Below are 20,157 nucleotides of genomic sequence, written 5' to 3'. Positions count from 1 at the left end.
CTGTTTATAATGTGGAAAAGTCGTGTTTTGTGGAAAAATATTACGGCTTAATATAATCCTCATCACTCACGTTCATGTCATCCTTGATAAAATCTTTGGTCTTTGCCAATAATTTATCAAATAATCCACCACCGCTTCTTTTCGCTTTATCTTTAACAGCAGCGGGTTTTTCGACAAAGATTCCCGGCTGTTTCAGTTCTTCAATCAATTCTTCGGCTTTTTGAATCCCTTTGATCAGCAGGCCTACACTGGTTGCATACATCGGACTTTTCAAATCGTCGTAAATGGTCTTAGGCATATCTTCATATTTAGATAAATGCTCGTTTGGGTACCCTACACGACAATCTAAACCTGTTACATACTCTACCAGCTGAGAGAGATGTTTTAATAACGCTCCACCACCAGTAATTACTACACCACCGATCAGTTTTTTCTCATAACCTGAAGATTTGATCTCGTAATAAACATGCTCAATGATTTCTTCCATACGGGCCTGGATCACATAAGCTAAGTTTTTAACAGAAATCTCCTTAGGCTCCCTGCCGCGAAGGCCCGGAACACAAATAATCTCATTTTCTTTATTCTCTTCCGCTAAGGCAGAGCCGAAACGTGTTTTTAACAGTTCCGCCTGGTTTCTCATCACTGAACAACCCTCACGGATATCTTCAGTTACACTATTTCCACCAAATGGGATCACCGCTGTATGACGGATAATTCCTTCATGAAAAATAGCGATATCAGTAGTACCACCACCTATATCTACCAAAGCGATACCTGCTTCTTTTTCCTCTTCACTTAAAACAGATTCTGAAGAAGCCAATGGCTCCAAAATTAGTTCCTGAGTCTGTAAACCAGCATTGGTTACGCATCTCATGATGTTTTTCACAGCAGTTACCTGTCCTGAAATAATATGAAAATTCGCTTCCAGACGAACACCAGCCATACCTATAGGGTCTTTTACGCCTGGCTCGTTATCTACTGTAAATTCCTGCGGCAGTACATGGATGATCTCTTCTCCCGGGGGCATAACCAGTTTGAACATATCATCAATTAACTTATCCAGGTCTTTTTTGCTGATCTCGTTGTTCAGCTCCCTTCTGGTCAGGATTCCACGGTGCTGCAAACTTTTGATATGCTGACCGGCAATACCAACATTTACTACACGCACCTCTACATTAGACTGGCCGCTTGCCAATTCCACCGCCTGAGAAATACCCTGTACTGTTTTTTGAATGTTAGATACCACGCCACGGGTTACGCCCGCAGATTCGGCCTTACCAATACCTAACACCTCTATTTTTCCATGCTGTGTTCTGCGACCAACTATCACACAGATTTTAGTGGTACCGATATCTAACCCAACTACTATTGGTGATTGAACGGTAGATTTTTCTTTGCCCATAACTATATCTTTTTGTCGAATTATATACTATTTGTTTTTCTTGGTATCTCAATTATCATCATGCAGGTTCACCATCTTTGGCTGCGCTGCTTTTGGTTTAACCGCCTTTGGCTTAACCACTTTTTTGGGTTCCGGCTTCAGCCATCTGATTTCCGGGAACTTCGTTGTTTTCTTACCAGGTGTTTTACTTTCTGTCTTTTTCGCCGTCGTTTTAACGTCTGTTTTCTTTTCCGTTGTTTTGATTTCAGGTTTCTTTACCGTTGCCTTAACTCCGGGTTTGTTCACAGGGGCCTTATTTTCCGGTTTGTTCAACGGAGCCTTATTCTCCGGTTTCTTCACCGGCACTTCATCACCTAACGCGGATCTTTTTTCTAATGGCCTTTTCTTCTTCTCCGGTATTTCTTTCTTTTCTTCTACAGCAGCCGTTTTCTTTTCAGCCGGCTTATGCCAGGGTTTCACGACCGGCTTATTTACCTCTTTTTTTGCCTCCGGCTGATGTGCGGGTTTTGCTGCAGGTTGATGTACCAACTTCACTTCAGGCAAATGTGTAGCTTTCACCTCTGGCTTGTGCACGGTTTTAATTTCAGGTTGATGTACAATTTTAACGTCCGGCTTATGTACAACTTTAATCTCCGGTTTGTGTACCGGAACAACTACATCTTTATGCACAGGTTTTACCACCGGAGAACTGGTTTTGTTCTCCGGTACTGTTTCTATTTCTGTATCTTCCTGAGGATTATTCTTCAATTCAGAGGCTATTTCAGCTTTCACAATTGAATCCATCACCTTTTTCTCCGTAGCCACAGTCGGTTTAAAGGCCGCATGTCCTGCAACAGAAGTATGATGTAAGGAATCAGGCTTGCTTCGCTCACAAATCACCTGATTGGTATATTTTATGTTAATTGTTTTATAGGTATCCCAGCCAACTTGAGGCATAGCCTGCTTGTAGAAAATACGAAGATTTCCCATTTTTACTTCCAATGAATCTGCATTCCCCAAAATGATACGCTGGTTGCCTACCCTGGGGATCAATTCTATATCATCTTTATCATTAACAAACAACTGTTCAATTTGTGCGTCCCATAAGCTATCTTTTTTCAAAAACTTTGCAGTCTTATATAAATCGGCCGCCATCTTAGTGGTCAGTGTATCAACCTTGCCATTAAAGTGCTCTGGAATCTTGCCATTGGCCACCAGTACATTCGCGGTGAAATTTGGTGAAACAGGCATTTTCAACCCGTTACGGTCAATATAAAAATCCTGTCCGGTCACATTAATAATTCTCATCAATGGCTGGCGCTGACTAATATCTATGTGGATCACCCCATCCATATCGGCATAAATTGTAGCCATGGCGATATAAGGATTGGTTTTAATTTTATCTTCTATCCCATGCAGGTTAATCCCTTCCAGTTTTCTTCCAATCAGCTGGCCTTCATTTTGTTTCAGAATCGCATCAATTTCTTCCCTTTCAATAAAATTATCAGCCCCGGGGATCATGATCTTAATATTGGTACAATTAACTGTGCGTTTTTTTATATTCACAAAGCTCATGAGGGTAACTATTCCGCCCAGGCAAAACAGCCAGGCAAAACACTTAAAAACTGATTTCCAGTTGATCCTCTTAAGCATTGTCCAATATATTTTTTAACGGTTGAATTAAAGTATCTATATCACCGGCTCCTACAGTAACCAGTAGTTCCGGTTGTTCTCCTGCTATATAAACCAGGGCTTCTTCCTTAGTGTATACCCTGCTTTCAGACAGGGTAATCTTGTTTAATAAAAATTCAGAGGTAATTCCCTCCATCGGTAATTCCCTCGCCGGATAAATATCCAGCAGCAGTAATTCATCCACACTGCTCAATACGGCTGCAAAATCATCTGCAAAATCGCGCGTGCGGCTAAATAAATGCGGCTGAAAAATAACCGTCATTTTCTTTTCAGGATACAATTGTCTTACCGCATCAAAGCAGGCACGCAATTCTTCCGGATGATGCGCATAATCATCAATATAAATATGCTGTTCATTACGAACGATATATTCAAAACGCCTCTTTACGCCTTTAAAACTGGCAATTGCGGATTTTACTTTTTCAGGAGTTATGCCCAGCTGAAAAGCTGCTGCTATTGCAACGGTAGCATTTTCAACATTATGTTTGCCCGGCAACGTCAGTCTCAATCCCTGTATGGCAAAATCACCGTCTGTATAATCGAAAACGAAATCACCATTTTCAACCCTGATATTTACCGCCTGCACTGTTGCACCTGCTCCAGAGCCATAGGTAATCCCTCCTTTTACAGATAAACCCTGTTTGATAAACAAGGTGCCGTTTTCTTTCAGCTGTTCGGCAAACAAATGGAACGACTCTTCCAATGCGGAAGCATCGCCATAGATATCCAGGTGGTCTGCATCCATAGAAGTGATCACTGCAATATCCGGGTGCAGCGTTAAAAAGGAACGATCATATTCATCCGCTTCTACCACCACCACATGATTATCGCCCAGCAAAAAATTACTCTGGTAATTCGTAGCAATACCACCTAAAAAGGCAGTACATCCAAAACCGCTATCGGTTAAAATATGTGCAATAATCGAGGAAGTTGTAGTTTTACCATGTGTACCTGCCACAGCAATACAAAACTGTCCTTTACTGATGATGCCCAATACCTGCGAGCGCTTTTGCAGATCAAATCCATTATCCCTGAAATAATTTAGCAAAGCTGAATTTTTAGGGATCGCAGGCGTATAAACAATCAGTGATTCATTTCCTTTTACCAGGAACTCCTCACTTAAAGAAGCTACATCATCAGTATAAGTAATCTCAATTCCTTCCTGCTCCAAAGCAGTAGTTAATATCGTCCGGGTTTTATCATAACCGCTAACCTGGCAACCGCGTTTTTTAAAATAACGCGCAAGCGCACTCATCCCGATGCCACCGGCACCAACAAAATAAACGCGTTTGATTAATTCCAGTTCCATGTTAAATGATTCTTTTTCCAGCTAATTTAAAAACCTCATTGGCAATCAGGTCATCCGCCTCAGGCAATGCCATCTTTCCTATATTTTCGGACAGCTTTTCACAGCGTACCTTATCATTTAATAAGTTTAATGCTTCTTTTACCAATGTATCCTCCGCAGACCGGTCATTGATCATGATCGCCGCATCCCTTTTCACCAGTGCCAATGCATTTTTTGTCTGATGATCTTCCGCAACATTTGGGGAAGGCACTAGGATAACCGGCTTTTTAATCAGGCAAAGCTCTGCAATGGTACCCGCACCAGCTCTTGAAATAATTACATCAGCCGCCGCATAGGCCAGGTCCATCTGGTTTAAAAATTCCAGCACCCTGATATTCGGATGAAAATCCTTGCCTAAACGTTCTATAATTCCTTTATAATAATACTTACCTGTCTGCCAAATTAATTGAACATCCTGATCAATAAAATCCTGCAGATGTTTCTCTATACTTTTATTCAGTGTTCCGGCGCCTAAACTACCTCCCGTTACCAGGATGATCTTCTTCAATGGGTCCAGCTTCAACAGTTCTGAACCATGGAAATGTTTATTGTAAATATCCACTACCTCCTTGCGCACGGGATTCCCTGTTTTCAGGATCTTATCCGCAGGAAAGAAAGCGTCCATGCCATCAAAAGCCACACAGATCTTTGATGCATTTTTACCCAGTCGTTTATTGGTGATCCCTGCGTAAGAATTTTGTTCCTGTATTAGGTAAGGCACATTTTTCCATGAAGCAGCAAATAATATCGGTCCGGATGCATAACCACCCACACCAACTACTACATCAGGTTTAAAATCTGAGATCAGCTTCAAAGCCTTTCTTACACTATCCACCAGTTTAAAAGGCAACACCAGGTTTTTCAAAATCGAACCGCGCTGAATGCCACTGATATTTAACCCTACAATTTTATATCCTGCAGCCGGAACCTTTTCCATTTCCATTCTGCCTGCCGCCCCAACGAATAATATTTCGCAGCCGGGTTCCATACGCTTAAGCGCATTAGCTATCGCTATGGCCGGAAAAATATGCCCGCCAGTCCCGCCTCCTGAAATGATTACTCTTGTTGCGCTCATTTTATTTTGTTTATGCCATTGCCGGCAACTCACCAACAATCACTTTATTATTTACATTATCTGGTTTATTGATGCCATCTCCAGTTAGTTTCTTCCCATTTTCTTCTACATCCCTGCTTACACTCAGGATGATCCCAAAAGCGATGCTGGTAAATATCATTGATGTACCTCCCATGCTCACCAGTGGCAAAGGAACACCTGTTACAGGCCCTAAACCAACGGCTACAGCCATGTTGGCAAAAGCCTGTATGGTTAAACTAAAACTTAACCCTGCTGCAAGCAACGCCCCAAATGCCTTGGGGGCCTGCGTGACAATTCTTACGCATCGGTAAAGTAATACCAGATATAATACAATAATGATCATAGCCCCGAACAAGCCGTACTCTTCAACGATGATCGCAAAGATAAAATCGGAATAAGGGTGAGGCAGGAAATTACGTTGTGTACTATTTCCCGGGCCTTTCCCAAAAAAACCGCCTGATGCCAGGGCAATCTTCGACTGATCTGCCTGAAAGGTTTTATCCGAATGCTGCAATTCCGGGTGCATAAAGGAAGCAATACGCGATTTATAGGTCTCTCTCCTCGGGCCGAGGAAAAACACGAACATCAGCAATACAAATCCCCCTGCACAAACAATCATGATCTGCTTAATACTAATCCTGCCGATAATTAAAAGCAAAATACTCACGCCAAAAAGCATGAGTGCAGTAGATAAATTCGCCAGCGCAATCAGTACAAACACGATACAAACAGAACCCATTATGGGGATAAATGAAGTTTTCACGTCCTTTATATTCTCCTGTTTTTTAGTCAGCATCCTTGCCAGGAAAGTAATGAGCGAAAGCTTGGCTAAATCTGAGGTCTGAAACGTTAAACCAATGATCGGGATCTTCACCCAGCGCGACGCATCATTCAAACTGGCCCCGAATATCAGTGTATAAAACAATAGCGGGATGGTAATAATCATCAGGATCTTTGAGATCCCCGCGTAATATTTGTAATCCAGTAAATGCGCAATATAGATCATACCAATCCCCATCACCACAAAAATCAAATGTTTTGTCAGCAATAGTTTCTCTACGGTCTTGCCCTGTTTAAATGCCAGCGTACCTGTTGCACTATAAACCGCAAGAATAGAAATTAAAGAAAGCAGGATAATGATCAGCCATATCCAGCGGTCTCCTTTTGTTTTCTCTAAAAGCGTCTGTATCGCACCCATATTTATAATTCTTTTACAGCCATCTTAAATTGGTTACCACGGTCTTCATAATTTTTAAACAGGTCAAAACTGGCACAGGCAGGAGATAACAAAACGGTATTTCCTTTGGTTGCCAGGTGGTAAGCCACCTGTACCGCCTCATGTGCAGAAAAAGTGTTGACAATAATGTCTACATCATTTTCAAATGCTTCATGAATGCGTTTATTATTTTTACCCAGACAAACGATAGCTTTCACTTTCTGTTTAACCAGGTCTTTCAGCATATCATAATCATTCCCCTTATCTACGCCACCCATAATCAGGATCACGTCACTGTTTACACTTTCCAGTGCGTACCAGGTAGAATTTACATTAGTGGCTTTAGAGTCATTAATATAATCTACGCCAGAAATTTTGGCTACGTGCTCTAACCGGTGTTCAATATTTTTAATATCCCCCATACTCTCGCGGATAGTCGCATTGCGGATGTCCAATACTTTAGCGACTATGCCCGAAGCCATAGAGTTGTAGATATTATGCTTGCCCTGCAGGGCTAACTCTGAAATTGACATGGTTAGTTGATCTTTTGAATTAATATTGATATGTATCGTATTGCCTTCTAAATAAGCTCCTTCTTCTACTTTTTTACGGATAGAGAATGGATATCGCATAGCGTTTATCTTAGCACCTTTTAATGCCTTCAGTGTTTCTTCATCATCAGCGCAATAGATAAACTGATCTGCTGCTGTCTGATTTTGTGTAATGCGCATCTTCGAGGCCGCATAATTTGCCATTTTGTAATCGTAACGGTCCAGGTGATCGGGAGTGATGTTGAGCAGTACAGCAACATCTGCCCTGAACTCAAACATGTCATCCAGCATAAAGCTGGATATCTCCAGCACATACCAGTCGAAATTTTCCGTAGCTACCTGTGCGGCAAAACTATGTCCTATATTACCGGCCAGGCCAACATTCAACCCCGCCTTTTTAAGGATATGATAGGTTAGCGTAGTGGTAGTGGTCTTACCGTTCGACCCGGTAATACAGATCGTTTTTGCTGTAGTATATCTTTTTGCAAATTCAATTTCTGAAATCACAGGAATCTTCTTTTTCTTCAGTGCAACGATAATCGCTACGGTCCCGGCAATACCCGGGCTTTTGATCACCTCGGTTGCATTCAGGATCAGGGCTTCGGTATGCTGTTTTTCTTCAAAAACAATATTCAATTCCACCAGCATCTCCTTGTAACGGTCTGCGATAGCACCAAAATCTGATACAAAAACTTCAAAACCCTGTTTTTGCGCCAGCATTGCTGCGCCTACACCGCTTTCACCGGCACCTAGTATAACGATCCTTTGTTTTTCCATTACCGCAGTTTTAAAGTGATGATGGTAATAATTGCCAATAAAATACTAATGATCCAGAAGCGGGTAACGATCTTCGCTTCATGGTATCCTTTCTTCTGATAATGGTGATGTAAAGGAGACATCAGGAAAACCCTTCTGCCTTCTCCAAAACGTTTTTTTGTATATTTAAAAAAAGATACCTGGATCATCACTGATACGATTTCAATCAGGAATACCCCGCATAATATCGGAATCAATAATTCCTTTCTGATCATGATCGCAAAAGCCGCGATGATACCACCTATGGCCAGACTTCCCGTATCACCCATAAAAACCTGAGCGGGATAGGAATTGTACCATAAAAAGCCAACACAAGCCCCTACAAAAGCACCAGAGAATACCACCAGTTCGCCAGAATTGGGGATATATAAAATGTTCAGGTAATCTGCCATGACCGTATTACCGGAAACATAGGCAAGCAGACCGAGCGTAATTCCTATAATCGCAGAAGTCCCTGTTGCCAGTCCATCAATTCCATCAGTAATATTGGCACTATTGGATACGGCGGTAATGATAAACACCACAAAAAATATGAAGACAAAAACTGCATATTTAGCATAACCATCACCAAACTTGATCACCTTCGCGTAGTCGAACTGATTGTTCTTCCAAAAAGGAATATTGGTAATCGTAGACTTTACATCCTGGGTATAATAATACTTTTCTCCCTTTTGCCTCAGCACCATTGGTGCATTGCTTTTGTGTATGCCCGTTTCATCAACAGTTTGCCTTACTACAATATTCGGATTGAAGTACATCGTCCAGCCCACAATTAAAGCCAGTCCTACCTGTCCAACAATTTTAAACCTGCCGGCCAGTCCTTCCTTATTTTTTTTAAATACTTTGATATAATCATCCAGAAACCCTACAGCACCCATCCATATGGTAGTCACAATCATTAACTGTACGTACACATTGCTCAGGTTTGCCAGAAGCAATGTTGGAATCAGAATACCCAGCAAAATAATAATACCGCCCATCGTTGGGGTACCTTGTTTCTGCATTTGTCCTTCCAGGCCCAAATTTCTTACCGTTTCACCAACCTGCAGGTTTTGTAATACCTTTATCAGCCGGTTTCCATAAACAGTAGTGATGATCAGTGAAATGATGATCGCCAGTGCCGTCCGGAAAGTGATATAAGAGAACAACCTTAACCCAGGAAATTCGTAATGCGCATTTAAATATTCAAATAGATAATATAGCATTAGCTGAGTAAGTTTAATTGTTCGGTTAACACTTCTTTATCATCAAAATGATGTCTGATGCCATTGATCTCCTGGTACTTTTCATGTCCCTTACCTGCGATCAGGATAATATCTCCCGGCCTGGCTAAATGACAAGCTGTTTTTATGGCCTCCCTGCGGTCGGCTATGGTTAATGTTTTACGTTTATTGGTTGGTGAAACACCGGCTTCCATCTCTTTCAGGATCTCATTCGGGTCTTCCGTTCTCGGGTTATCAGAGGTGAGGATTACCTTATCGCTCCAGTCGCAGGCCACCTGTGCCATCACAGGGCGTTTGGTTTTATCCCTGTCTCCTCCGCATCCCAAAACCGTAATGACCTGTTCTGTCCCTTTCCTGATATCATGAATCGTGCTCAGCACATTCTGTACCGCATCCGGCGTATGCGCATAATCTACTATACCGATGATCTGTTTTGAATTGCTAACATAGTCAAACCTGCCTTCGGCACCGCTCAGATTACTTAATAGTGTCAGTACAGTCAGCTTATCCTGCTCGAGCAGCATAGCAGTGCCATATACAGCCAGCAGGTTGTATGCATTAAACGAACCTACCAGTTTAAAAAACACATCTACTTCATCGACTTCCAGGTTAAGCCCGCTAAACCGGTTCTCTATGATCCTTCCTTTAAAATCGGCCAGCTGTTTTAAAGCATAAGTTTTTTTGTTTGCTTTCGTATTCTGAAGCATCACCATACCATTCTTATCGTCGGCATTGGTTAAGGCAAAGGCAGTTTTCGGCAAATCATCAAAAAAGGCTTTTTTTGCCTTGATATAATTGTCAAATGTTTTGTGAAAATCCAGGTGATCGTGGGTGATGTTAGAAAACACACCGCCAACAAAAGTTAAACCTTCAATCCTGTGCTGTACGATGGAGTGGGAACTCACTTCCATAAAACAATAGCCGCACCCTGCTTCAACCATTTGTCTTAACAACAGGTTTAAGGCCAGTGGATTTGGTGTAGTGTGTGTAGCAGGAATAATTTTTTCATTGATCTGGTTCTGCACGGTAGAAATCATACCGGCATCAAAACCCAGGCTTCTGAATAACTTAAACAAGATCGTTGCGATTGTAGTTTTGCCATTAGTACCTGTAATTCCTACCAACTTCAGCGAAGCAGAAGGATTTCCATAATAATTGGCAGCCATGATCCCCAGGGCTATATTGGTATTTTCGACTTCTATATAGGTTACAGCAGCATCCCTTTCTTCGGGCAGATCTTCACAAATGATTACCGAAGCGCCGGCAGTTATCGTTTGTCCGATAAACTGATGTCCATCAGATAAAGTTCCTTTTACCGCAAAAAATACAGCATCCTGCTGCACCGCACGGGAGTCAAACGTTAGCACACTAATTTCCCTGTTGGTAGAACCCACCAGATTTGTTATCGCTACTCCATATAAAACATCCTGCAGCTGCATCTTATCTTAAAGCTAATTGTACCAATAGACCTTTTCCAATTTTTGTTCCGGAGGGAATAGACTGACTTGCCACTTTTCCACTTCCATCAATCTGTGTTTTTAAACCGGCATTGCCCAGCAGGTATAAAGCATCTTTCAGCCCCATTCCCACTACATTTGGCATCATGCCTTTCACAGAATTATATTCTTCGTATACAATCCCATTGCTGGTATCGATACTGTTAAAATAGTCAGATTTAGCAGCATAAAGGGCTTTAATACCCAGCACGCTATATACTTCTTTCACTGCCTTACTTTGTCCTGCTTTCGCCTCCGGACCTTTTGTATTTCCTACCAGGTGTTCGCTGGCTACATTGTTATACATCTGGATATCACTGGCATAAATACGGTCGGCAATCTCTTTAAATACCGGCCCTGCTACTGTAGCACCATAATACCCGTTTTTTGGTCCATTGATAGAAACCATAATTGAGTACTTAGGTTTATCAGCCGGAAAATACCCGCAGAAAGAGGCCTGGTAACTTTTCTTTGCCTTATATCCTTTATTGCCATCAGCTACCTGTGCTGTACCTGTTTTACCGGCTACTCTGTAAAAACGGGAACCCATCAGTTTTCCGGTACCTTCAGTAACCACACCTTCCAGCATGGCCTGTAATTTTCTTAATGTTTTATCCGAGCAGATATGTTCATCTATAACCCGGGCATGAAACTGTTCGATCGGATTTCCAAGACGTCTGATCTCTTTCACGAAGAGCGGCGCGATATATTTTCCGTTATTCGCCACTGCATTATACAGTGCAAGGATCTGCAAAGGGGTAATTTGCATTTCATACCCATAAGCCATCTGAGGCAGTGTTAATCCGCTCCATGATTTAAAAGAAGGATTTTTAATCACCGGCTTTGTTTCTCCGGGAATCTGCAGGTCTAACCTCTCGTTCAAATGCATATGGTACAAATGGTCTGTGAACTCTGAAGGATTATCTTTATAACTGCCATATACCAATTTAGCTACTGCTGTATTGGAAGACTCTTCAAATGCTTTTTTTACGGTTACAGTTCCTATGCCACCATGAGAATCTTTAATGATCTTATTGTATACTTTGAATGTCCCGTCTCCGGTAGCCACCATCGTATTGGTATCTACTTTATTATCTTCCAGCATTGCCATATAAGAAGCCAGCTTAAAGGTTGACCCCGGATCCTGGCTACCGCCGATAGCGTAGTTGAATTTCTCCTCGTATACGCCTTCACTTTCGCGGGTATAATTCGCTACAGCCCTCACTTCACCTGTAGCCACTTCCATCAGGATTACTGTACCATGATCTGCATCACTGGCAATCAACTGTCTCTCTAATGCGCTCTGCGCCAGATCCTGCATATTAATATCGATGGTAGAAATAATATCTGCTCCTTCTTTCGGTGCAATTTCATCAGCTTCCATAATAGGCATCCAAACACCACCGGCAATACGCTGCACCAGCCTTTTGCCGCTTTCGCCATTGATATAATTTCCAAAGGCACCTTCAAGGCCTACGCCATTGGAGACATTTTCATTTTTATAACCAATAGTCCTTGCGGCCAATGATTTAAAAGGATGTATTCTTTTATTTTGCTGGATAGCCATCAGGCCACCGGTATATTTTCCAATATTATACAGCGGAAAAGTGCGGATCATTTTTAAATCCTGGTAATTCACTTTACGTTTGATCAATAAATACCTTACACTATCTTCCCGGGCTGTACGCAGCATACGCGAATATTCCTTTGGCGTTTTATCACCAAAGAATTGGGAAAGCTTCATTCCCAGTGAATCTACCTTGTTGTAAAAAAGTTTGTTGTCACTAATTCCTCCTGCATACATATCCATACGCAGTTCATATTCCGGTATCGAAGTAGCCAGCAGACTACCATCATCAGAGTAAATATTACCACGGGCTGCTTCCACATTGATATACTTTGTAGAGAGACTATCGGCCATGGCACGCCACTTATGTCCCTCTACAAATTGTACATCGCATAACCTGACCAATACCGCCACGGCAAGCAGTACGATCAGTCCGAAGGACAGATAAACACGTAATAATATGTTAGCTCTAATATTCATTATTGCTCACGACAATTTTTTTAGGGGGTTCTGTCAGTTCCTTTATACCCAGTGTATCTACTTTTTTTGCTACTTCCGTTAACTTGCTTTTGAACATCAGGTCGGCTTTGAGCGACTTATATTCCCAGCTTAATTCTTTTACTTCTTTATTCAGCTTATCAATATCCCTGATATTTTTCACAGCCATATGGCTGTTCCCGATGTATAACATCGTCAACAGCGATAAAAAAATAAGAAAAGGCATCATTGCCGTAGCGGCTTCCTTGGAAACTACCCCTTCTGTAAAAAGCTTTTTAAAAAAATGATTGTCATTAACAGACACTTTTTCCTTTTTAGGCTTTTTCAGCTGGATTTCCTCTTCAGGAAACTCCTCTTCTTCTTCTATTTCTTCTCTGAACTGGTTACTCATAACTTCTCCCCAATCCTTAATTTTGCACTTCTTGCCCTGCTGTTTCTTTCCAGCTCTTCTTCATCGGCTATTACAGCCTTGCGGGTGATCACTTTAAAAGGTGTTTCCGTATTCCCGAAGAAATCTTTATCAGCTTCGCCCCTGATCTTGCCTTTGGCAATAAAATTCTTTACCGGCCTGTCTTCCAGCGAATGGTAAGACATTACTACCAGTCTTCCGCCCGTGTGCAGCACTTCCGCAGATTGCAGCAGGAAACTTTCCAGCACATCAATTTCTGCGTTCACTTCAATGCGCAGGGCCTGAAAAACCTGGGCCATGTATTTATTCTCTTTTCCTTTAGGAATATGTGCACCTGCTGCCGCTTTAAAATCGGCCAGTGTTAAAATAGGGTTTCCGGTACGGTAGGTTACTACTGCCCTGGCCAGCGACTTTGCATTTTTTACCTCGCCATATATCCCGAATATTTTATGCAGTTTATCTTCGGTATAAGTATTTAAAACATCGGCAGCAGTTAGCTTACCCTGTTTATCCATACGCATATCCAAAGAAGATTCAAATCTTGTAGAAAAACCTCTTTCAGGCTCATTGAACTGATGTGAAGAGACACCCAGATCTGCCAGTATCCCATCTACCTGTCTATAACCTAACAAACGAAGGTTGTTTTTAAGGAAAGTAAAATTCTGGTCGACAAATAAAAAGCGGGGATCATCGATCTTATTTCTTTGTGCATCAGGATCCTGATCAAAAGCGATTAAAACGCCATCTTTTCCCAGTTTAGAAAGAATTTCCCTGGAATGTCCGCCACCACCAAAAGTAACATCAACATATACCCCATCGGGTTTGATATTCAACCCGTCGATACATTCTTTTAAAAGTACTGGTATATGATAATTACTTTCCATCTTCCCCCCTGTTTTTATTTCCCATCACTTCTTCAGCGAGATTTGCAAAATCTTCAGGCTCGCTGTCCAATAAACTATCATATGCAGCTTTAGACCAGAGTTCAATTTTATCAAACTGACAAGCCAATACTACATCCCCTTCGATACCGGCAAATTCCAGTAAAGATTTAGGTAAATTCACCCGGCCGGAAGCATCAAGCGTCAGTTCTGTTGCACCACGGGTAAAAAATCTGATAAATTCTCTCGTTTTTTTCTCGTACTGGTTCAGCTTACTGAGCTCCTCTACTATTCCTTCCCATACTTTTTTAGGGTAGATCACCAGGTGTTTTTCAAAACCCCTGTTTATCACAAGTCCCTCTTGCTCAACGTTTGGCAATTGTTTCTTAAGATTCGACGGGACCATCATGCGGCCTTTCGTATCCAATTTACAATCAAATTCTCCTAACAGTTGAACCATTTTAGTATCTACACTTTTTATGTAGTGTAAAAATAGATACTTCTACCACTTTTTACCACATTCTACCACAAAAAAGTTTTCAACATAATAAATTCCCCATTTCTCCCCACCCCAGACGCAAAAAGGCCGCTAAAAAAGCGGCCTCTTCAATTGGCGGAAATCCGCCTTTATGATATACTATTCATCAACTACCTGATAATCTGGGTTAAAGAACAGCTAAAAATAGAACTAGTCATTAATTGCTTTTACACCAGGTAATTCTTTACCTTCCATGTACTCTAACAATGCACCACCGCCTGTAGATACGTAACTTACTTCATCTTCCAGACCAAATTTAGCGATTGCAGCCGCAGAATCACCACCACCGATCAATGAAAAAGCACCATTTTCTTTGGTCGCAGCAACTACCGCATCAGCGATTGCACGTGTTCCCTGCTCAAAATTAGCCATTTCAAAAACGCCCATCGGACCATTCCATAATAAGGTTTTTGATGTTTTGATCACCTCAGCAAAAAGAGCAATAGATTTAGGGCCGATATCCAATCCCATCCAGTCGGCCGGAATTTGTCCTGAATCTACATTTTTCTTTTGTGCATCATTATCAAATTTATCAGCGATTACTGTATCAACTGGTAATAAGATATTTACACCTTTAGCTTTTGCTTTTTCCAATAACTGAAGGCAAAGTTCCATTCTGTCTGCTTCCAGCAAAGAAGTACCTATTTCGCCACCTTGTGCTTTAGCGAAAGTATAAGCCATACCGCCACCAATAATCAGGTTATCTACTTTTTCCAATAAGCTTTCAATCAACAGGATCTTGTCAGATACTTTAGCACCGCCCATAATTGCTGTAAAAGGTTTTTCAGCGTGGTGGTTTATTTTCTCTGCATTTTTCAATTCTTCAGCCATCAGGTAACCGAAATATTTTTCAGTCGGGAAGAACTGTGCAATAATAGAAGTTGAAGCATGTGCACGGTGAGCAGTACCAAAAGCATCGTTTACATAAACATCACCCAATTTAGACAGTTTTTCAGCAAAGTCTTTATCGCCTTTTTCTTCTTCTTTGTAAAAACGAAGATTTTCAAGCAACAATACTTGTCCTGGCTCCAGGTTTTTTGCTTTTTCAGCAGCATCAGCACCAATGCAGTCATCTGCGAATTTCACTTCCAGATCAAGCATTCTTGATAAATCACCTAAAATGTGTTTCAGGGAGAATTTATCTTCCGGACCACCTTTAGGTCGACCTAAATGGGACATTAAAATCACAGATCCGCCATCATTTAAAATTTTAGTGATTGTAGGCAATGCTGCACGCATCCTTTTATCATCTGTGATGTTGAAATCTTTGTCAAGAGGCACATTAAAATCTACCCTGACTAAAGCTTTTTTGTCTTTAAAATCACACTGGTCAATTGTTTTCATCTTATCTATTATTTTAATTTAAACAGACAGCATTTCCCCATTAACATCCAACTGGATTGATAAGGATTCGCTGTTTATATAGGTTAATTATTTTTTACTATTTGGCGGCGCATATCAAAATGTGGTCCTATTCCGGGAACGTCAAACTCTCCGGAAATAATGTCAAACCCCAATTTGCTGTAAAATCCAACAGCAGCCTTTCTTGCGTTGCACCAAATATAAGAAGCCTGAACCGATGTAAGCTCATCAATTGCAAAATTTATCAGGGCTGCCCCATAACCTTTTCCGGCAAAAGCGGAAAGCGTGGCCATTCCTCTTAATCTAAAACCTCCGGTTCCCTGTTCCGGATAATCTTCAGGAAAAAAAGTTCCGATGCAAACCAGCTGATCATCCAGAAAATATCCGAGGTGATAAATACCTTCTGTATTATCTGTAGGCAGCACACACTGGTCAAAAGGTTTATTGTTTCTGAGTTCCGCACTTCTTAATGGGAACGTCTCCTGCTGAGAGATTCTTCTAATCATTTCTTTCCTGCAATTTTATCACCAGATCAACCAGTCTTGCTGAGTATCCGGATTCGTTATCATACCATCCTACTACTTTAACCAGATCACCTACAATTGAAGTAAGCTGCGAGTCGAAAATACAGGAATGCGGGTTATCCAGGATATCAACGGAAACGATTGGATCTTCAGTATATTCCAATACGGCTTTCATCTCATTGGCAGCAGCAGATTTAAAAGCTTCATTAATTTCTGCTATAGTAGCAGGCTTTTTCAGAATACAGGTAAAATCAGTTAAGGAACCGTTTAGCACAGGTACCCGAATACCAGCCCCCCCCAGTTTACCTTGCAGGTGAGGAAAAATATTGGTAATTGCCTTGGCTGCTCCTGTGCTGGTAGGAATAATTGATGCCGAAGCAGCTCTTGCCCTGCGCAGATCTTTATGCGGTGCATCATGCAAATTCTGATCACCCGTCATGGAATGTACGGTAGTGATATATCCATCCAGAATTCCCCAGTGATCGTCCAGTATCTTTACCATTGGTGCCACATTATTGGTGGTACAGGAAGCGTTGGAAAGAATGGTTGCATTTAAATCTATGCTATCATCATTCACGCCTAGAATAAACATAGGGATATCCTTATCTGCCGGAGCAGAGATCAGTACCTGTTTTGCGCCTGCTTCCAGATGTAAACCTGCACCTTTTCTGGTAGTAAATTTACCTGTAGATTCTAAAACCAGGTCGATCCCCAGTTTTGCCCATGGTAAAAGCTGTGGCTGAGCTTCATTAAAAATTAAGATTCTCTTACCGTTAATGATCAGTGCATCTTTATCGGAACTCACCTCTCCCTTAAACCCTCTGTGTACCGTATCATACTTGAACAGGTGCGCCAGTGTAGCCGGATCACCTAAATCATTTATTGCGACAACATTGATGTTCTTTTCCAGCGCCGCACGCAAAAATATGCGTCCTATCCTACCAAAACCATTGATGGCTAATTTCATTTTATCAATTTCAGGGTGCAAAATTAGCGATATTCTTTTTAGTATACAGCCAAATTATAATTGTTTACATATAGGTCATATTCAACAAATAACCAAATACCCCCGAATGGTGGATCCTATGATCTGATTGAACTATATAGTATTAAAAATTAGTACTTCAGGAACAGATAAAAAAATATGGACGTTTTTCAAAACACAGTATCTTTATTCTTACAAAAAGAAAAACAATTTTAAGGTCGCCAAATTCGACCTTAAAGAAAGCCGGACATTGATCGGGTCACCATAAAATTATATGTTTATTAAAGCACTGCCACCATCAAAGCGTTTAACCATATCCGTTAGAGAAATAAAATCCTTCTCCTGATGTCTAAAAACTGTTATCTCGGTTCCTTGAACATGAATTACTGTCTTTTTTCTTTCATTTCTTATGATGAATACAATATCTTAACCCTTTAAAATAAGTTATTTAAATGCCATCGACCAGATTTTTGCATCAAAAATTCGAAATCTAAAATATGCATTTAACAATCCAATTTTCATTTTATTAATAAAATTGAAAAGTTATTCTAATTGAGTTTATAGTTTTAAGAGATATATATTTTACTTCAAGTCGTTTATGAACTGACGCAATATGAAAATATTTAATTAAATATAAAAGAACTATTTTTTTTAAATAAGACAATATTATTGATCTATCACCGCGTAATAATGGATCAGGTTAAGATGTTTGTTTTATTGACAGTCGCTGCACAAGTTACGCGCAAATACAAGAAAAGCCTGCAGTTTTCACTACAGGCTTTCTTTAAGATTTGGCACCGACCTACTCTCCCACGTGTTACCGCAGTACCATCGGCTCTGGTGGGCTTAACTTCTCTGTTCGGAATGGGAAGAGGTGGACACCACCGATATAGACACCTAAATATTTTGAATGTTTATACAATTGTATAAAACACTTAATGTCTTATTGATGCCCAAAGATAGTAAAAAAAACGATATCATTACTACATAAATTATATATACCAAATTCGCCTCTTATGCTGCAATTTTCGTATCTTCATACAAGAAACCTAACCAAATATTCTTCCAGTCTTAATTACAATTAACTGCCTTATCGCAGCCATAAGAGTAACTGAGTATATACTTCTGATCATGAGCATTCGCTGGCCAATTGGGGAAAGCATACGATTAAATTTAACATTAATCGTTTCGGGACTATGGATCTCAATCATCTGTCTTTCCAGTCCGTTGTATGCCCAAAAATTTGAATTTGATGGCAGGTGCCAAAAGCAGTCGATTGATTTTATTAAAATCAGGAATTTAATCGTAATACCTGTTTTTATCAATAATAAAGGTCCTTATAATTTCCTTTTGGATACTGGTGTAGCCCAGATGATCATTACAGACACTACCTTTTTAAGTGCGCTTAACTGCGGAAAATGCAAAACTATAAAAGTACAGGGTTATAGCATGTCTGATGAAATAGAAGCTGTTTTAACTAGGAATATCACCGTAAAAGTTGGAAAATCTACGATAAAAAATATGCCGACAGCGATCTTTAAAACTGATATTTTTGATTTGTCTTCTTACCTGGGAATGAAAATTCATGGTATACTTGGTTATTACTTCTTTAGTAGCTTTCTGGTGAAGGTCAATTATACCGCCTGTAAGATCACAATTTACAACCCTGATACAAAAGTGAAAAGAAAAGGTACAAAAATACCTATTGAGATCATTAATGCTAAACCCTATTTCATGGCAGAAATGAATATCCCTACACAGGGAAAATCGAGCGTTGAATTACTGATAGACAATGGTTCGAGTCATCCTTTAATGATGGAATCCATCAACAACCAACCTTTTCCTTTACCAGATACTACTATATCAGCGAATTTAGGCGTTGGCATCAATGGTCAAATTCGAGGTAAAATGGGCAGGATCAGCACAATGCAAATTGGAAATTTTCCATTTGAAAACATTCTTTCAGGCTTCCCAATATTTAATTCACAACGGTCGGAATTGGAAGGAGAAACAAGAAATGGAAGTTTAGGTGCTGACGTACTCAAACATTTTTTAGTTACATTCGATTATAGCCATAACGCCCTCTACTTAAAGAAAACAAGTAATTATAAGAATAAGTTTAATCATGATATGTCTGGTATAGAGATCTATGCTAAGCAGGATAAACAAGAGCACTTTTTTATTAGCAGAATAGAACCGGATTCACCGGCAGAGCAGGCCGGATTGGAAACAGATGATGAAATTATTAGTTTAAATTTCCAGAAAACACAGACTTATACCCTAACAGAGCTTACAGAAATGTTTAGTGATGAGGATGGAAAACAGGTGATCATAGAAGTAAAGAGAAAAGACAAGAATTATGTTACCCTTCTTAAACTGAAGAAGAGGATATAGCCCCATGTATGTTCATTAAATTACTTCCTCTAACTTTTATCACCCAAAACATCAACTGACCCGACTGATTTCATCGTAAATAAAAAAAGACTGTAAACCAGAAAAGCCTCTCAGTTTCCTGAAAGGCTTTCTTTAAGATTTGGCACCGACCTACTCTCCCACGTGTTACCGCAGTACCAT

The 20,157-nt window shown here is 40.5% G+C and carries 16 protein-coding genes and 1 rRNA gene; 1 reads left to right on the top strand and 16 read right to left on the bottom strand.

The window, feature by feature from the left end:
- Positions 1–40 precede the first annotated feature (40 nt).
- The 16 genes from ftsA to rrf form a co-directional block, all read right to left on the bottom strand.
- Positions 41–1,402 carry a cell division protein FtsA gene (ftsA, locus tag GSQ84_RS00085; RefSeq protein ID WP_158795211.1) on the bottom strand — a complete coding sequence of 454 codons (1,362 nt, stop codon included), beginning with the start codon at positions 1,400–1,402 and terminating at the stop codon, positions 41–43.
- Between the two features lie 48 nt (positions 1,403–1,450).
- Positions 1,451–3,034 (bottom strand): cell division protein FtsQ/DivIB, encoded by a 1,584-nt coding sequence (locus GSQ84_RS27985; RefSeq protein ID WP_254070750.1) that lies wholly within the window; start codon positions 3,032–3,034, stop codon positions 1,451–1,453.
- A complete protein-coding gene (murC, locus tag GSQ84_RS00075) occupies positions 3,027–4,382 on the bottom strand; it encodes a UDP-N-acetylmuramate--L-alanine ligase (protein WP_158795210.1) in 1,356 nt (451 codons plus the stop codon). Before murC ends, GSQ84_RS27985 begins: the two co-directional genes overlap by 8 nt.
- Position 4,383: 1 nt before the next feature.
- Positions 4,384–5,496 carry an undecaprenyldiphospho-muramoylpentapeptide beta-N-acetylglucosaminyltransferase gene (gene murG, locus GSQ84_RS00070; RefSeq protein ID WP_158795209.1) on the bottom strand — a complete coding sequence of 371 codons (1,113 nt, stop codon included), beginning with the start codon at positions 5,494–5,496 and terminating at the stop codon, positions 4,384–4,386.
- 10 nt (positions 5,497–5,506) lie between these two features.
- Positions 5,507–6,715: an FtsW/RodA/SpoVE family cell cycle protein gene (locus GSQ84_RS00065; protein WP_174238618.1), complete on the bottom strand. Its 1,209-nt coding sequence runs from the start codon at positions 6,713–6,715 to the stop codon at positions 5,507–5,509.
- Between the two features lie 2 nt (positions 6,716–6,717).
- On the bottom strand, positions 6,718–8,061 hold the full coding sequence (murD, locus tag GSQ84_RS00060) for a UDP-N-acetylmuramoyl-L-alanine--D-glutamate ligase (RefSeq protein ID WP_158795208.1): 1,344 nt from the start codon (positions 8,059–8,061) through the stop codon (positions 6,718–6,720).
- The gene (mraY, locus tag GSQ84_RS00055; protein WP_158795207.1) at positions 8,061–9,305 is read right to left on the bottom strand and encodes a phospho-N-acetylmuramoyl-pentapeptide-transferase; all 1,245 of its coding nucleotides are present in this window, start codon (positions 9,303–9,305) and stop codon (positions 8,061–8,063) included. The genes murD and mraY overlap by 1 nt, the downstream gene beginning before the upstream one ends.
- Entirely contained in the window at positions 9,305–10,762 is a 1,458-nt protein-coding gene (locus tag GSQ84_RS00050; RefSeq protein WP_158795206.1) for a UDP-N-acetylmuramoyl-L-alanyl-D-glutamate--2,6-diaminopimelate ligase, read from the bottom strand. The genes mraY and GSQ84_RS00050 overlap by 1 nt, the downstream gene beginning before the upstream one ends.
- A gap of 1 nt (position 10,763) precedes the next feature.
- Positions 10,764–12,866 (bottom strand): penicillin-binding protein, encoded by a 2,103-nt coding sequence (locus tag GSQ84_RS00045; protein WP_158795205.1) that lies wholly within the window; start codon positions 12,864–12,866, stop codon positions 10,764–10,766.
- Positions 12,856–13,275 carry an FtsL-like putative cell division protein gene (locus GSQ84_RS00040; RefSeq protein ID WP_158795204.1) on the bottom strand — a complete coding sequence of 140 codons (420 nt, stop codon included), beginning with the start codon at positions 13,273–13,275 and terminating at the stop codon, positions 12,856–12,858. The genes GSQ84_RS00045 and GSQ84_RS00040 overlap by 11 nt, the downstream gene beginning before the upstream one ends.
- Positions 13,272–14,177, bottom strand: a complete 906-nt coding sequence (gene rsmH / locus GSQ84_RS00035; protein WP_158795203.1) for a 16S rRNA (cytosine(1402)-N(4))-methyltransferase RsmH — start codon at positions 14,175–14,177, stop codon at positions 13,272–13,274. Before rsmH ends, GSQ84_RS00040 begins: the two co-directional genes overlap by 4 nt.
- Positions 14,167–14,634 (bottom strand): division/cell wall cluster transcriptional repressor MraZ, encoded by a 468-nt coding sequence (gene mraZ, locus GSQ84_RS00030; RefSeq protein ID WP_158795202.1) that lies wholly within the window; start codon positions 14,632–14,634, stop codon positions 14,167–14,169. Before mraZ ends, rsmH begins: the two co-directional genes overlap by 11 nt.
- Positions 14,635–14,862: 228 nt before the next feature.
- On the bottom strand, positions 14,863–16,056 hold the full coding sequence (gene pgk / locus GSQ84_RS00025; RefSeq protein ID WP_158795201.1) for a phosphoglycerate kinase: 1,194 nt from the start codon (positions 16,054–16,056) through the stop codon (positions 14,863–14,865).
- Positions 16,057–16,139: 83 nt separating this feature from the next.
- Entirely contained in the window at positions 16,140–16,580 is a 441-nt protein-coding gene (locus GSQ84_RS00020; RefSeq protein WP_158795200.1) for a GNAT family N-acetyltransferase, read from the bottom strand.
- On the bottom strand, positions 16,573–17,565 hold the full coding sequence (gap, locus tag GSQ84_RS00015) for a type I glyceraldehyde-3-phosphate dehydrogenase (RefSeq protein WP_158795199.1): 993 nt from the start codon (positions 17,563–17,565) through the stop codon (positions 16,573–16,575). The genes GSQ84_RS00020 and gap overlap by 8 nt, the downstream gene beginning before the upstream one ends.
- 807 nt (positions 17,566–18,372) lie before the next feature.
- Positions 18,373–18,484 (bottom strand): 5S ribosomal RNA (rrf, locus tag GSQ84_RS00010).
- Positions 18,485–18,714: 230 nt separating this feature from the next.
- Between rrf and GSQ84_RS00005 the strand changes: the two genes are divergently transcribed.
- Positions 18,715–19,977, top strand: coding sequence for an aspartyl protease family protein (locus GSQ84_RS00005; protein WP_158795198.1), 1,263 nt, complete (start codon positions 18,715–18,717; stop codon positions 19,975–19,977).
- The last annotated feature ends 180 nt before the right edge of the window (positions 19,978–20,157 follow it).

The sequence above is a fragment of the Pedobacter sp. L105 genome (genome assembly GCF_009765875.1).
Taxonomy (GTDB): domain Bacteria; phylum Bacteroidota; class Bacteroidia; order Sphingobacteriales; family Sphingobacteriaceae; genus Pedobacter.
The sequence above is the reverse complement of the archived record's forward strand: the minus strand, read 5'-3'. Positions and strand labels throughout refer to the sequence as shown.